Source organism: Arenibacter echinorum (assembly GCF_003259375.1).
In the GTDB taxonomy this organism is placed as follows: domain Bacteria; phylum Bacteroidota; class Bacteroidia; order Flavobacteriales; family Flavobacteriaceae; genus Arenibacter; species Arenibacter echinorum.
Genome location: NZ_QLLN01000002.1, coordinates 112,750 through 126,552 on the forward strand (window position 1 = coordinate 112,750; position 13,803 = coordinate 126,552).

The 13,803-nt window shown below is 38.5% G+C and carries 16 protein-coding genes; 6 read left to right on the plus strand and 10 right to left on the minus strand.

Going from position 1 to position 13,803, the window contains the following annotated elements; all coding sequences use genetic code 11:
* Window positions 1-69: 69 nt before the first annotated feature.
* The gene (gene ahcY / locus LV92_RS04410; protein WP_111622449.1) at window positions 70-1,386 is read left to right on the plus strand and encodes an adenosylhomocysteinase; all 1,317 of its coding nucleotides are present in this window, start codon (window positions 70-72) and stop codon (window positions 1,384-1,386) included.
* A gap of 110 nt (window positions 1,387-1,496) precedes the next feature.
* Complete coding sequence (locus tag LV92_RS04415) at window positions 1,497-2,600, plus strand: SDR family oxidoreductase (protein ID WP_111622450.1); 1,104 nt, start codon at window positions 1,497-1,499, stop codon at window positions 2,598-2,600.
* 90 nt (window positions 2,601-2,690) lie between these two features.
* Here the strand turns inward: LV92_RS04415 and rpmA are convergent, their stop codons facing one another.
* The 3 genes from rpmA to LV92_RS04430 all read right to left on the minus strand — a co-directional run bounded on the left by rpmA (window position 2,691) and on the right by LV92_RS04430 (window position 4,065).
* Window positions 2,691-2,951, minus strand: coding sequence for a 50S ribosomal protein L27 (gene rpmA, locus LV92_RS04420; protein ID WP_031445623.1), 261 nt, complete (start codon window positions 2,949-2,951; stop codon window positions 2,691-2,693).
* A gap of 24 nt (window positions 2,952-2,975) precedes the next feature.
* Window positions 2,976-3,509 carry a 50S ribosomal protein L21 gene (rplU, locus tag LV92_RS04425; protein WP_111622451.1) on the minus strand — a complete coding sequence of 178 codons (534 nt, stop codon included), beginning with the start codon at window positions 3,507-3,509 and terminating at the stop codon, window positions 2,976-2,978.
* Between the two features lie 100 nt (window positions 3,510-3,609).
* Entirely contained in the window at window positions 3,610-4,065 is a 456-nt protein-coding gene (locus LV92_RS04430; RefSeq protein WP_111622452.1) for a DUF4199 domain-containing protein, read from the minus strand.
* Between the two features lie 427 nt (window positions 4,066-4,492).
* Between LV92_RS04430 and LV92_RS04435 the strand changes: the two genes are divergently transcribed.
* On the plus strand, window positions 4,493-4,912 hold the full coding sequence (locus tag LV92_RS04435; RefSeq protein ID WP_111622453.1) for a hypothetical protein: 420 nt from the start codon (window positions 4,493-4,495) through the stop codon (window positions 4,910-4,912).
* 7 nt (window positions 4,913-4,919) lie between these two features.
* Here the strand turns inward: LV92_RS04435 and gldD are convergent, their stop codons facing one another.
* The 4 genes from gldD to mutY are packed head-to-tail and all read right to left on the minus strand — an operon-like array spanning window position 4,920 to window position 8,347.
* A complete protein-coding gene (gene gldD, locus LV92_RS04440) occupies window positions 4,920-5,474 on the minus strand; it encodes a gliding motility lipoprotein GldD (protein WP_111622454.1) in 555 nt (184 codons plus the stop codon).
* Window positions 5,464-6,792, minus strand: coding sequence for a gliding motility-associated protein GldE (locus LV92_RS04445; RefSeq protein ID WP_111622455.1), 1,329 nt, complete (start codon window positions 6,790-6,792; stop codon window positions 5,464-5,466). The genes gldD and LV92_RS04445 overlap by 11 nt, the downstream gene beginning before the upstream one ends.
* Window positions 6,793-6,817: 25 nt before the next feature.
* Window positions 6,818-7,285 (minus strand): single-stranded DNA-binding protein, encoded by a 468-nt coding sequence (locus LV92_RS04450; protein ID WP_111622456.1) that lies wholly within the window; start codon window positions 7,283-7,285, stop codon window positions 6,818-6,820.
* A 24-nt stretch (window positions 7,286-7,309) separates the two neighbouring features.
* Window positions 7,310-8,347, minus strand: a complete 1,038-nt coding sequence (mutY, locus tag LV92_RS04455; protein ID WP_111622457.1) for an A/G-specific adenine glycosylase — start codon at window positions 8,345-8,347, stop codon at window positions 7,310-7,312.
* Window positions 8,348-8,478: 131 nt separating this feature from the next.
* Between mutY and LV92_RS04460 the strand changes: the two genes are divergently transcribed.
* Window positions 8,479-8,769: an HU family DNA-binding protein gene (locus tag LV92_RS04460; protein ID WP_031445631.1), complete on the plus strand. Its 291-nt coding sequence runs from the start codon at window positions 8,479-8,481 to the stop codon at window positions 8,767-8,769.
* 271 nt (window positions 8,770-9,040) lie between these two features.
* Window positions 9,041-10,588, plus strand: coding sequence for an Rne/Rng family ribonuclease (locus tag LV92_RS04465; RefSeq protein ID WP_111622458.1), 1,548 nt, complete (start codon window positions 9,041-9,043; stop codon window positions 10,586-10,588).
* A gap of 76 nt (window positions 10,589-10,664) precedes the next feature.
* Here LV92_RS04465 and LV92_RS04470 read toward each other — a convergent pair whose 3' ends face one another.
* On the minus strand, window positions 10,665-11,603 hold the full coding sequence (locus tag LV92_RS04470) for a 3-keto-disaccharide hydrolase (RefSeq protein WP_111622459.1): 939 nt from the start codon (window positions 11,601-11,603) through the stop codon (window positions 10,665-10,667).
* A gap of 217 nt (window positions 11,604-11,820) precedes the next feature.
* On the opposite strand from LV92_RS04470, the gene LV92_RS04475 reads away from it, so the two are divergent.
* Window positions 11,821-12,303: a regulatory protein RecX gene (locus LV92_RS04475; protein WP_111622460.1), complete on the plus strand. Its 483-nt coding sequence runs from the start codon at window positions 11,821-11,823 to the stop codon at window positions 12,301-12,303.
* 50 nt (window positions 12,304-12,353) lie between these two features.
* Here the strand turns inward: LV92_RS04475 and LV92_RS04480 are convergent, their stop codons facing one another.
* Window positions 12,354-12,851, minus strand: a complete 498-nt coding sequence (locus LV92_RS04480; protein WP_111622461.1) for a DUF6646 family protein — start codon at window positions 12,849-12,851, stop codon at window positions 12,354-12,356.
* A gap of 65 nt (window positions 12,852-12,916) precedes the next feature.
* Complete coding sequence (locus tag LV92_RS04485; RefSeq protein WP_111622462.1) at window positions 12,917-13,774, minus strand: cupin-like domain-containing protein; 858 nt, start codon at window positions 13,772-13,774, stop codon at window positions 12,917-12,919.
* Window positions 13,775-13,803: the final 29 nt, after the last annotated feature.

A 13,803-nucleotide genomic window follows, 5' to 3' on the forward strand; every position in this document is an offset into this window, starting at 1 on the left:
TATTTTTGATCTATCACTCCGATTTATTTTAATACGCATTTGAACAACTAATTATAACAAATAAAATTTATGAGTACTAAAACCATTCCTTACGTACCCTATAAAGTAAAAGATATTGGCTTGGCCAAATGGGGAAGAAAAGAAATTGAGCTTGCCGAAGCCGAAATGCCCGGACTTATGTCCTTAAGGGAAGAGTACGGAAAAGAACAGCCCCTTAAAGGCGCCCGTATTGCCGGGTGTTTGCATATGACCATACAAACAGCTGTACTTATTGAGACCTTGGTAGCCCTTGGCGCAGAGGTAACTTGGAGTTCCTGTAATATTTTCTCTACCCAAGATCAGGCTGCAGCTGCTATCGCCGCTGCCGGGGTACCTGTATATGCATGGAAGGGAATGAACGAAGAAGAATTTAATTGGGCCATTGAACAGACCTTGTTTTTCGGGGAAGATCGCCAACCCTTAAACATGATCTTGGATGACGGAGGAGATCTTACCAATATGGTATTGGACAAATACCCAGAATTGGCCTCAGGTATCAAAGGCCTTTCCGAAGAGACTACCACTGGTGTTCATAGACTATATGAAAGGGTAAAAAAAGGAACCTTGCCAATGCCCGCCATCAATGTTAACGATTCTGTAACCAAATCCAAATTCGACAACAAATACGGTTGTAGGGAAAGTGCTGTAGATGCTATCAGGAGGGCTACGGATACAATGCTTGCAGGTAAAAGAATTGTAGTTGCCGGATATGGCGATGTAGGAAAAGGTACGGCAGCATCTTTCAAAGGTGCAGGTTCTATTGTTACGGTTACCGAAATTGATCCTATTTGTGCGCTACAGGCAGCTATGGACGGATTTGAGGTAAAGAAAATGGATACAGTTATTGGAAATGCGGACATCGTAATTACCACTACTGGAAATAAGGATATTATCCAATCGCAGCATTTTAAAGCTATGAAAGACAAAGTCATAGTTTGTAATATTGGCCATTTCGACAATGAAATAGACATGGCATGGTTGAACAAGAATTATGGCCATACCAAAGATGAAATAAAACCACAGGTTGACAAATATACCCTTGAAGGAAAGGATATAATTGTTTTGGCCGAAGGTAGATTGGTAAACTTGGGATGTGCTACCGGACATCCAAGTTTTGTAATGAGCAACTCGTTCACCAACCAAACCTTGGCTCAAATGGAACTTTGGAACCATAGTGACAAATACAACAATGACGTATATATGCTTCCAAAACATTTGGACGAAAAAGTGGCCGCTTTGCACCTTTCCCGATTGGGAGTGGAATTGGAAACTTTAAGACCGGAACAGGCAGAATATATAGGGGTAACCGTTGAAGGTCCTTTTAAGCCCGATTATTACAGGTACTAGTCTCCATTCTTGTTTGGAAAGATCTAAGAATCCATTTTAATACAAAACCAAAATCCTTATCACACTCAAACAGATAAGGATTTTGATTTTTTAATTCCTACATCAACTTGATGAACATACTCTTAACCGGAGCTACTGGAACCCTAGGTTCTAGAGTATTATTTTCGCTTTTAGAACTTCGCTTTCAAAGTATAAAAACCATTTATCTCCCTGTTCGTAAGAAAACTTCGGTTAGCCCAGAACAACGTGTTAAAAATGTAGTGTCAAGTGAGTTTGCGACGGATTTTGTAAAAAAGAACCTAGATGAGGTCTTAAAAAAAATAGTTACTGTAGATGCGGAAGAATTATTAAATCCGGCCTCTTTCCTAGGGAACAATAAATTGGATTATTTTATACACTCGGCCGGGTTTGTCAATTTATCTACGGATCCTGCCGCCAAGGAGGAAATATTCAATCAGAATTTACAGTTTACCAAAGACATATTCAATACTTACTGCACTAGCATTGTAAAATTCGTTTATATAAGTACGGCATTTGCCGCAGGGAATATAGGCGGGTTATTGCATAATGATTATACCAAAATAATAAACGGCAACTATCGAAACCATTACGAAGCCTCCAAACACGCTTCAGAGAAGTTTCTATTAAAGGCCGGCACGGAAAACAATGTTCCAATTCAAATTTTACGGCCCAGCGTTCTAGGGGGAAATATTAATGAGAGCCCAAATTATTTTATATCAAAATACATGGTCTTTTACCTTTTTGCGAAGTTTTTTCACAATAACAACTCCCAGGATGCTATACGAATAACTACCAAAACAGGTACAGGATTAAATATTATTCCAACGGACTATGCCGCACAGGTGATTGCCAAAGTAATTTCTACAGAAATTCAACAATTGAACATTGTTAATTCCAAAGAGACGAACATGAAAAAAGGTATCTCAAAAATTTTGAAGGTCGTAGGTTTCTCCAATTTTAGTTTTACCGAAGATAAAATTGATACCTCAACAGGATTTTCTTCAAAGTTGGAAGAGTTTTACTATGAAACCATAGGGCTGCATTTACACCCCTACATGACCTCTAAACCCAATGAATGGGACACAAGCCTTTTGGAGAGTGTCTTGCCTATCCCTAATTACGACCTAGTGGATTATTTATCCGAAACCGTAGCTTTTGCCAAAGCCAAGAATTTTAGAAATCAGAAGTGGTAAAACGAATATAATATTAAGTAGAGACGCTAAAAACAAAAAACTCCTTCCTTAGTAGGAAAGAGTTTTTTAATTCTTAAAAGCTAGAATATATTAAGCCTCAAAAGGCTCAATAGAAACATAGGATTTACCTCCTGCTTTCTTTTGGAATTTTACAAGACCATCTACCCTTGCATGCAAAGTATGATCTTTTCCAGCATAAACATTTTCACCTGGGTTATGCTTAGTACCACGTTGTCTTACAATGATGTTCCCAGCAATGGCAGCTTGTCCACCATAAATCTTAACGCCCAAGCGTTTTGATTCTGATTCCCTACCGTTTTTAGAACTACCTACACCTTTCTTATGTGCCATGATATATTGTTTTAATTCTCGTTATTAACTTAAAGCGGCAATTAATTCTGCTTTTTTCATTGAAGAATAACCTTCAACTCCTTTAGCTTTTGCCAATTCTCTTAGCTCAGCAACCGTATTTTTACTCAAATCCTCGGTAGCTTTAGCTTCCACCTTCTTTGGGGCTTCTGCTTTAACCTCTGCTTTTTTAGCGGCAGGCTTAGCTTCTTTTTTTGGTTCCGCCTTTTTCTCTGATTTTTTGGCTCCAGAGGCAATGATACCTTCTATTACCAGTTCAGTCAAATATTGACGGTGACCGTTTTTCTTTTTGTAACCTTTACGTCTTTTCTTTTTAAAGACAATTACCTTATCACCTTTTAGGTGCTTAATGACTTTAGCCTCAACAGCGGCTCCGTCTATAGCTGGGGCGCCAATTGTAATGTTACTACCATCTTCCAACAAAAGAACGTTATCAAAGGTTACTTTGCTACCTTCTTCGTCTTGTAAACGGTGAACATACACTTTTTGGTCTTTCGCAACTTTAAATTGCTGCCCTGCTATCTCTACAATTGCGTACATAGCTTGTGTTATTTATAATTTTAAGAACAAGCCTAATATTTACTTAGGCGGGTGCAAATATACTCCTAAATCCTTAATCCACAAGTGATTTTTGAGATTTTTAAACCGATTTTCTTTTGAGGTTGTTCGAGGTCTTGAACAATTGCATAAAAGAAAGGGTCAGCACCAAAGAAGTAGCAAAGCCCATAATGGCCACTGTAAAGAATACAATGCCAGCTGAAGTGTTATAATCCCGGAACCAAACTTTGGATAGCTTATCCAAGAATCCCAGATTTATCTCTGTGGCGTAAAAGGCGAAAAAAATTGTAAAAATCAATGTGCCTACAAAGCCGGTCACAATCCCAGCCGTAAAACCTTTACCATAATTAAAGGAGGGCCCCTCCTTAAGCCTAAAGTATTTTATGGCCTCGTATATCCCGAATCCAGTAATTACACCATTAAAAAGACTATAAAAAATATTGGTGTGAAGATTAAAAAGGGACAACAATAAGAAATAGGCAATCAATGAGCCGCTAACAGCTATGCCAAACCTAATAGGAAGTGCAAATTGTTTCATTGTATAGAATTTTTAGGTTATGCATTTAATTTACAGAATTTTAATGATTTATCCGCGCAAATTAACAAGGAATTGATTTTATAGTCGATTTTACCCTGGAAACGCATTGGCCACTTCTTGTAATTACCGTATTTATGGGAAAAACGAATTGTTCCTTTCCCAAAAGCTTGTTCATGAAATTGGTGTTAATGGGGTTAGGAGCAATTTTTTGGTTGAATTATCATCAAAATAATTTAAGTGTGCAAAATAACACCTGTCGATTTTCTCGAAAATGGGATTCAAATGCAGTTATAAAACGTTCACAATTCAGTATCTTTGAGGTCATTTTAAAGTAATGATGCCGACCCTGTAAAAAACCGTCTGCCCAACTTAAAATTTAAATTAAAAGGCCACTTAGGCCACCCGTAATAACATTAAACTTTACCTCATGACAAAAAAAAGATTAATCCTTATTTTATCCGTTATAATTGCGGTTGCATATTCCTGTAAAGATGAAAAAAAGGAGAATTCACAAATGAAAAGTGTAATGGCCGTTCATGATGAGGTAATGCCCAAAATGGGAACTATTGGCAAATTAGTGGCACAATTGGACGAAAAAATTACGAACGATGCCTCTTCCGACGACTATGCAGCTGCCAGGGAGGAATTAAAGGCAGCACACAAGGCTATGATGGACTGGATGAAAAGCTTTGGCGATCGTTTTGATGGTGACGAGATACTGAACGGAAAAGCATTGACGGAAGAAAAACAAAAATGGCTTGATGAGGAAGAGGCCAAAGTGAAGTCCCTTAAGAATCAAATAAATTCCAGCATTAAGCAGGCGGAGGACTTATTGCAAAGCAACTAGAGCATTGCTACTCCTTCCAGCGTAAGGATTCAATAATTTTGCGAATATCCTTTTGCAGATGTACCGCTGCTGGCAAAATGGAATCATAATTCGGTTTGGCATAAAAATACAATGACCCGGTTACAAAGTGTTTTGTACTGTCCGTTACATAAAACTGGGATTGCGAGGCTGCATTACCTTTTACCTCATAATACATTCCATACACCTTATAAGGCTCATTAACTACGGGTTCCTCATAAATGCCGTCGGCCTTGACAACATGCTCGTAGCTAAGTTTTTGAGCATCGGTAAGCAGTTTGTCCAAATTACCGTTCACTGCTTTATAATTAATAAAAATAGAGCCTTTCATAAGGGGATAGTCCAATGTAAAGGAGGTATTGGACTCGGATTTTAATTGCGCCGTTTCATTGTACTTGATAGAAAAGTGTTCTGTTTCCAATGTTCCTTCCTTACCGGATGGGTATTCCAACCTTAACATGGCCTTCGGCTTTGGTAAAACATCGTCTTTACAAGCCGACACAAGACATAACAATAAAATAACAAGTCCTAGGTTACGCTTCATGGGGCAATGTGATTTTTATTTGCTTCAAACGTTTTTTGTCCAGGCTCTCCACAATAAATTGATACTCTTTAAACCTTACCACCTCACCTCTTTTAGGAAAGCTCCCGGCTATTTCCAGGACAAAACCTGCAACCGTTTCGGATTCTCCCTTTTTCTCCTCAAAATCATCCTCATCCTCAATTTTGGCTACCCTATAAAAATCCTTTAGAGCTGTTTTGCCATCGAAGACGTAGTTAAAATCGTCCAGCTTAGAGAAAATTAAGTCCTCATCGTCAAACTCATCACTAATATCCCCTACAATTTCCTCGATAATATCTTCAAGGGTAACTATTCCGGAAGTACCCCCATACTCATCCACCACAATGGCCAAATGATTTTTCTTGGTCTGGAAATCCAGCAACAAATTGTCCAATTTTTTGTTCTCAGGAACAAAATAGGGTTCCCTGATCAAGGACATCCAATTAAAGGTTTTTCGGTCAATGTAGGGCAGGAGATCCTTAACATAAAGCACCCCCAGAACATTGTCCATATTTTGGGAAAATACCGGGATCCTGGAGTACCCATGAGTTTTTATCTCGGACAACACTTCCAAGAATTTCATTTCCTCATTAAGGGCAAAAATATCAATCCTGGGCCTCATCACCTGTTTGGTATCCGTATTTCCAAAAGAGACGATTCCCTCTAGTATTTTTTGTTCTTCCATGGTAGTATCCCCTTCAGAAGTGAGTTCCAATGCCTGGGACAAATGGCCCACATTAAGACTGGATTTCTGTTTGCCCAATTTGTTGTACAGGTAAATGGTAGCAGACCTCATTGGCAAACTTAACGGTGAAAATAGGAAGTCCAATACCTTCAAAGGAAAAGCCATAAAAAAGGCGAAGGTAAATTTATTGCGATTGGCATATACTTTGGGCAAAATCTCCCCGAACATCAATATTAAAAAGGTGACCACTACTACCTCTAGGAGAAAGCGCACCGGAACAAGTCCTAAAATAACATAGGTAATGTCAGCGAAAATGGTGTCACCAATATTATTGAACAACAATACCACCCCAATATTTATGGCATTGTTCGCAATCAATATGGTGGCCAAAAGTTTTTTGGGACGATCCAGGAGGGTGACAATAATTTTTCCTTTGGCCGTCTTTTTTTCCTCTATCTCATTAACATCGGTTTGAGATAAGCCAAAAAAAGCGACTTCAGCCCCAGAAATAAGGGCAGAAAAAGACAACAAAATAAAAAGAAATGCGATTTTAAAAGCAAAACCGCTATCGATTGCAATAAAATTCAATAATAAACTAAGGGGGTCTGGGTCCAATAGTCAGTCTTTAAATTTAATTAGTCTAGAATGGTAAATCATCTTCATCTTCAGGTCCGTTGTTAACTAACGGCTCATTAACCTTATTTGTTGTGGCAGATGCACCCTGCTGTGGTTGATTCTGGTTGCCTGCCTGGGCATTGGCCATACTTTCCTTTTTGGTGGTCAAAAAAGTAAAATCCTGAACATGCACCTCGGTAGTATACCTGGTATTCCCATCTTCCCCTTGCCATTGACGGTTTTTAAGTCGACCTTCCACGTAAATCTTATCCCCTTTACTTAGATATTTTTCGCATATTTCCGCAGCCTTGTTCCGCACCACTATATTATGCCAATCCGTATTGGTTACCCTTTCCCCTGTCTGCTTATTGGTATAGGTCTCATTGGTAGCCAATGGGAATCTCCCTATGCAGTTTCCCCCTTCAAAAAAGTGAATTTTAATCTCATCTCCCAAATGCCCGATCAGCATTACCTTATTTAGTGTTCCGCTCATAACTCAAAGTAAAGTTCAAAAGTACTAAATTTTAAACGTTTTTATAAAATCTGCAATTAAAACTGGAACAGGATATTTATGAAGTTCAGCTATTTGTATTCCATTTTTAAGATTGGATTCAAAGGTGATGATCCAAAACCGAGTATGCAAATGTTGGTGTGAAAGTTTATGAACTATTTTACTTTCATTGTAAAGGTATATTTCAGAGGGTTCCTCCAACGCTACCAATTCTTTCAAATTACCCGCAACCTCTCCCTGATCAATATACTTTTCCGTTTCCAGTAACGGAAATTCATATAAATTTTGCCAAATACCACTTCCCTTTCGTTGTTGCAATAAAGTCTGTTTATTTTCGTCTACCAATACCAAATAATTAAAATAACGATTACGGACCTTATTCTTTTTTATTTTTACCGGAAGGCTATCTATGCTATTAGTAGCGAGGGCCACACATGATTTCTGAAGGGGACAGCTACCGCAGTCCGGATTCTTTGGAGTGCATTGTAGGGCACCAAATTCCATAATTCCCTGGTTGTAGTCCCTTATATTTTTGGTATCCATAATTTCGCGGGCCAATTCTTTGAAGTATAAAATACCCCCCGCACTGTTTATGGGCAAGTCTATACCATAATATCTGGCCAAAACCCTATAGACATTTCCATCTACTACAGCCTCTGGCCGTCCAAAGCAAATTGAAGCTATTGCCGAGGCCGTATAATCCCCAATACCTTTCAATTGCATCAGCTCCTTATAGGTATTTGGAAAATTTCCATTATATTTTTCAGTAATTATTTTTGCAGTGGCATGCAAGTTTCTTGCCCTTGAATAATACCCCAAACCTTGCCATAACTTAAGAACCTGTTCTTCGGATGCCGCAGCCAAATCCTGCACCTCCGGGAAAGCTTCCACAAACTTCAAATAGTAAGGTATACCTTGTGCCACACGGGTCTGTTGCAGCATAATTTCTGAAAGCCAAATACGGTAGGGCTCACTGGAACTACGCCAAGGCAGAAGCCTCTTATTTAGCTCGTACCACTCTAAAATAATTCTGGAAAAGTTCATTTACTAGGGCCTAATTTACAAAAGTAATGGTTTACCCACTTAAAATTAAGTTCCTTAGCAAGGAAAGATTCAATTTAATTCATATATTTGCATCCCGAAAAAAAAATTCTTTAGAAATTTATTTAGTTAAAATGACGAAAGCGGAAATTGTAACGAAAATCTCAGAAAAACTGGGAATTGAAAAAGGAGATGTGCAAGCAACTGTGGAATCTTTCATGGATGAGGTAAAAACATCTTTAGAAAGCGGAGACAACGTATACTTAAGAGGTTTCGGCAGTTTTATCATTAAAACAAGAGCTGAAAAAACAGGTAGGAACATATCCAAAAATACTACCATTAAAATCCCAGCACACAACATCCCTGCCTTTAAACCGGCCAAGGTTTTTGTGGAAGGCGTAAAAAGTAATGTACAAGTCAAATAAAATATTATTAATCTAAAAAAGTAGACCTCTATGCCTAGTGGTAAAAAAAGAAAAAGACATAAGGTAGCTACCCACAAGCGTAAAAAACGCCGGAGAGCTAACCGACACAAGAAAAAGTAGTTGTTACAACTACTTTTTCCTTTTATACGTTCCTTGACATAGAAATTCGTAATAGAATTTCGACGGGTTTATACAACCTGTACAAATTATTGTTTAATCATTTATCCCCACTTGATATATTGAGTGGCGGGATGAATATAAATTAATTCAGGTGAATAGAGAATTAATCGTAAGATCTAGTTCCAATGCCGTTGATTTTGCCTTGCTAAAGGATGGAAAACTCACTGAATTACACAAAGAAGAAGACAGTAACGACTTTGCTGTTGGCGATATTTTAATTGCCAAGGTTAGAAAGCCGGTAACTGGACTAAATGCAGCCTTCGTAAATGTAGGGTATGAGAAAGATGCCTTTCTACATTACCACGATTTGGGGCCGCAACTAGCTTCTATGTTGCAATTCATTAAAAAAGTTAGCACTGGAAAACTTAAGGACTATTCTTTAAGTAATTTTCAGTTTGAAGAAGATATTGACAAAAACGGTAGCATCAATGATGTTATTAAAGCCAATCAATCCTTACTCGTACAAATAGTAAAGGAACCCATTTCCACAAAAGGACCACGAATAAGCTCTGAACTTTCCATAGCTGGCCGATACTTGGTCATGGTCCCTTTTTCCGACCGCGTTTCCGTTTCACAAAAAATTGAGAGCAAAGAAGAAAAAGATAGGTTAAAAAGACTCGTAAGGAGTATTAAACCAAAAGGGTTTGGCGTTATTATCCGAACAGTAGCAGAAGGTAAAAAAGTAGCAGAACTAGACAAAGACTTGCAGAATTTGCTGAACAAATGGTCAGTAATGTGCAATAAGATCCAAAGAGCACCGCATCCATCCAAAGTTTTGGTAGAGCTAACAAGGGCTTCTTCCATTCTTAGAGATGTTTTTAACGATTCCTTTACCGGAATCCATGTTGATGACGAAACGCTTTTTGAGCAGGTAAAAGATTATGTGCATGAAATTGCACCAGAAAAAGAATCTATTGTAAAATTGTATAATTCTACTGTTCCCATATTTGAAAAATTTGGGATAGAAAGACAAATAAAAACTTCATTCGGCCGTACAGCCTCCATGAGCAAAGGTGCCTATTTAATTATTGAACATACCGAAGCGCTACACGTTATAGACGTAAATAGCGGTAACCGTTCCAATAAGGCCAAAAATCAGGAAGACACAGCCCTAGAAGTAAATCTATTGGCCGCCTCTGAAATCGCAAGGCAATTACGCCTGCGAGATATGGGAGGAATCATCGTGGTAGACTTTATCGACATGGGTAAGGGCGAACACAGAAGACGCCTTTTTGATCACCTTAGGGATGAGATGAAGGACGACAGGGCCAAACACAAAATACTACCCCCAAGTAAGTTTGGACTTATACAAATTACAAGACAACGGGTCAGACCCGAAATGAACATTAAAACAAGTGAGGAAAATCCCAATGGCTCCGGTCAGGAGGTAGAGGCCCCAATTGTTTTGATAGACAAGATAAATGCAGATCTGGAAAAACTCTTAAAAGGTCCGGCAAAGGATAATGGAATTATCTTAAATATACATCCATTTATTGCTGCCTATTTAACCAAAGGGTTTCCATCCATACGTTCCAAATGGTTTTTGGAAAACAAAAGATGGATTAAGATTCAACCTAGGGATGCCTATACTTATCTTGAATATCGTTTTAAGAATAAAGACGGTAAAACCATATACTAAACAAAAAGCGACTTCCAAAACGGAGTCGCTTTTTTTGTTTTAACGCATTTAATTGCGCAAAAAATTCCTTGCAAAATTAATCTACCCTAGGCGTAACAATTATATTCCTAAATTCTATAGGACCGTGATCCCCTTGAAAATAAAATGGTCCTGGCTCACCTTCCGCGCTATCCAATGCACCACCGGTAATTCCAGGGATAATTTGATCACTGATCACGGTAGTGCCATTAGCCACAATGGTTACCCTTCTCCCTATCAAGGTAATATCGTATTCCTGCCATTCTCCAGCCGCCTTGGCCACCACCTCATTAGGGGTTAGGAAGCCGTATACACCACTGTATTCCACATCCGAGGGCTCTGTCCCTTGTCCGTCCATAATCTGCACCTCATAGCGTCCTCGTAAATAAACCCCACTATTACTTCCTTTGGGATATTTGAATTCCAAATGCAATTTAAAATCGTTGAACTTTTGTTCGGAAACCAAATTGGAACCAGATTTTGGACTTTTTAGTACTCCGGAATCCACTATCCATTGGTTTTCTCCCATAGCTTTCCATCCACTTAAGTCCTTTCCGTTGAACAATTTAATGGGTTTTCCCCACTTTGGGTTTTTGGTATACTCCAATTTAGGGGCACGCGTAGCCACCCAATTGTATGTTTGGCCGTTGGTATACAACATGGTACCTTTTAAGACATCCCCGTTCATACTTCCTTCAAACTCCATGTAGGTATTGCCGTCTTCCCATTGGGGGGGAATGGCAAAACTAAATTTTCCATCTTCCATTTTTACCTCGGAAATTGGTCTGGCACTACCCATGGCATAAACAAACCTGCCTACCAAAGTCCGGGAACCGGAGTGACGGATTTCCAGCCAAGAAGGAAGTTCTTCCCCCTCTTGGGAAATAACCATATCCCAACGCCCCTCTAATGGGTTTATTTGTTGGGCAAAGGACAAAGTAGTAAAAGCCAGTATAAAGCTAAATGCTACTACACACATCTTAAATTTATTATTCATTTCAAAGATTGTTTTTTTATGAGCCGTAAATATAATTACAATATGCCTACTGCACCAATTAACGACCCCAAAATAACCTATCCAATAACCAAGGAAATTTAGGACCTTGAATAAATTAACGGGCTAGATTTATCAATTCCACAAACCAACGTATATTTACATAAATACTCCAGAAAATTTACAGGAGGAATTAACCATCCAGACCCTTGTTTACCTAATGATAACTCCCAAAAATTCCTATTCAGTAGACGAAGCTACCAAAAAATTGGAAGGGTATTGCGCCTATCAGGAACGTTGCCATAAAGAGGTGATTTCCAAACTAAGGGAAATGAATATGATTCCACAGGCCGTAGACCTTATAGTGGGACACTTGATTCAAGAGAATTTTCTAAATGAGGAACGCTTTGCACGTAGTTTCGCCAGAGGGAAATTCAAAATTAAAAAATGGGGAAAAAATAGAATTGTAAACGAATTGAAGCACAGGGAAATATCCAAATACAACATAACCCTGGCACTGGAGGAAATAGAGTCCAAAGAATATTTAAAAACCTTTAATGCCCTGGCCAAAAAACGCTTGGCAGAAATAAGGGAAAAGGACTTACAAAAAAGGCGAAAAAAACTTGCCGATTATCTTCTGTACCGTGGGTGGGAAAGTGGAATGGTCTATGAAAAAGTATATGAACTGGTTCCTAATAAATAAAAATTGACCTTCAGCCCCCTCTTTATGGAGAGGGCGAAAGATCATATACTTTAATTTAGGTTAAAGGAAGCTCCTAAACTGAAGACAAACTGATTGTGCAGTTCTTCAGCAGGAGTCAAAGTATCGGTTTTATATTTTGCAAGTGGTGCACCTATTTCGGTAAATACACCAAAGCCATCACTAAAAAAGTAGCGGATGCCCAGATGACCACCAAAATTCTTAAGACTAAGATCCAATCCTGGATAAATATCCACATTGTCCCCCAACTGAAAAACACTGCCCAAATTGGCATTGAACCTTGCTTTAAGGTCTATTCTGTCTCCAAAATCGGCATTGATCCACTCTGCCACCCCCAACGCATAGGAGGACGATAGGCCAAGTGAGAAGTTTTCCCCCAAACCATAATCATAGGCAACTACAATTCCGGTTCCATTGTCCTGAAAATTGGCCCCTATCTGAAATTTCATATCTTCTTTACCATCAAAAGCCTGTGCATTAACAAAAGACACAGTCAAAACAAATACCACTGCAAACAATAATTTTTTCATAATTATCTTCTTAATATAATTTTATTTAAAGGGGACAAAGATATTCCTTTCCTTACACATATCACCTAGGACAACAGTTTATTTGTCCTTTCTATGGCCTGTTTGTTCTTCCAATCTATCCACTCCTGACCTTTTATTTTTCGCATCATATTATCGTAATAACGCATAACCAACACATTGTAAAAGGCCCTTCCCAAATTCGCCGGATTTCTTGCTATTGCCCTTAAACTCATAGAAAAACCTGGGGTAATATATTTCATATAATGCCAATAGCCTTCCGGCATATACAAGACCTCCCCATGTTTTAAATAGGTTTTAAATCCGGTTGCATTTTTTAAGGCGGGCCACTTGTCAAAATCAGGATTGGAAAAATCTATGCTCTCATGGGTAATCAACGAATGTGGTACTTTATACAAGTACTTATTTTCCGACTGAGGGAATAGAATGATCTCTTTCTTACCTGCGAAATGAAAATGAAAAATGTTGGCCAGATCAATGTCGTAATGCATAAAGGTATGGGAATTGGCACCTCCAAAAAAAAGCATGGGTAGGCCCTTCATTAAGTTAAGACCAAAATCAGGAAAAGAATAATCCTTCTGCAGCTCTGGTACCTCTTTAAGAATATTCCATAAAAAAATGCGATATTTTGTAGGCTCCCTTTGCAAAAGATCCAGATAATGGGACATTTTCATGGAGGCATGGGGCTCGTTAAATCCGTCTTTATGATGTACCGGACGATCATCATATAACGGAACCGTTTTATTACCGGCCACCTGCCTCATATACTCAAAATTCCATTTGGTATAGGCCGGCCATTCCTCAATACACTTTTCTATGACCACAGGTTTCTGTGGCCTAAAATAGTTATTGAGAAACTCTTCTTTGGTAATATTCGCTACCCTTGGAATCTCTTTTAAGTTCAATATAACTTGATTGATTAATCTAGCAAAGT

Bases quoted from the DNA above. Each gene is read 5' to 3' on its own strand.
- ahcY (WP_111622449.1), top strand. From the start codon at position 70: ATGAGTACTAAAACCATTCCTTACGTACCCTATAAAGTAAAAGATATT.
- LV92_RS04415 (WP_111622450.1), top strand. From the start codon at position 1,497: ATGAACATACTCTTAACCGGAGCTACTGGAACCCTAGGTTCTAGAGTA.
- rpmA (WP_031445623.1), bottom strand. From the start codon at position 2,951: ATGGCACATAAGAAAGGTGTAGGTAGTTCTAAAAACGGTAGGGAATCA.
- rplU (WP_111622451.1), bottom strand. From the start codon at position 3,509: ATGTACGCAATTGTAGAGATAGCAGGGCAGCAATTTAAAGTTGCGAAA.
- LV92_RS04430 (WP_111622452.1), bottom strand. From the start codon at position 4,065: ATGAAACAATTTGCACTTCCTATTAGGTTTGGCATAGCTGTTAGCGGC.
- LV92_RS04435 (WP_111622453.1), top strand. From the start codon at position 4,493: ATGACAAAAAAAAGATTAATCCTTATTTTATCCGTTATAATTGCGGTT.
- gldD (WP_111622454.1), bottom strand. From the start codon at position 5,474: ATGAAGCGTAACCTAGGACTTGTTATTTTATTGTTATGTCTTGTGTCG.
- LV92_RS04450 (WP_111622456.1), bottom strand. From the start codon at position 7,285: ATGAGCGGAACACTAAATAAGGTAATGCTGATCGGGCATTTGGGAGAT.
- mutY (WP_111622457.1), bottom strand. From the start codon at position 8,347: ATGAACTTTTCCAGAATTATTTTAGAGTGGTACGAGCTAAATAAGAGG.
- LV92_RS04460 (WP_031445631.1), top strand. From the start codon at position 8,479: ATGACGAAAGCGGAAATTGTAACGAAAATCTCAGAAAAACTGGGAATT.
- LV92_RS04470 (WP_111622459.1), bottom strand. From the start codon at position 11,603: ATGAATAATAAATTTAAGATGTGTGTAGTAGCATTTAGCTTTATACTG.
- LV92_RS04475 (WP_111622460.1), top strand. From the start codon at position 11,821: ATGATAACTCCCAAAAATTCCTATTCAGTAGACGAAGCTACCAAAAAA.
- LV92_RS04480 (WP_111622461.1), bottom strand. From the start codon at position 12,851: ATGAAAAAATTATTGTTTGCAGTGGTATTTGTTTTGACTGTGTCTTTT.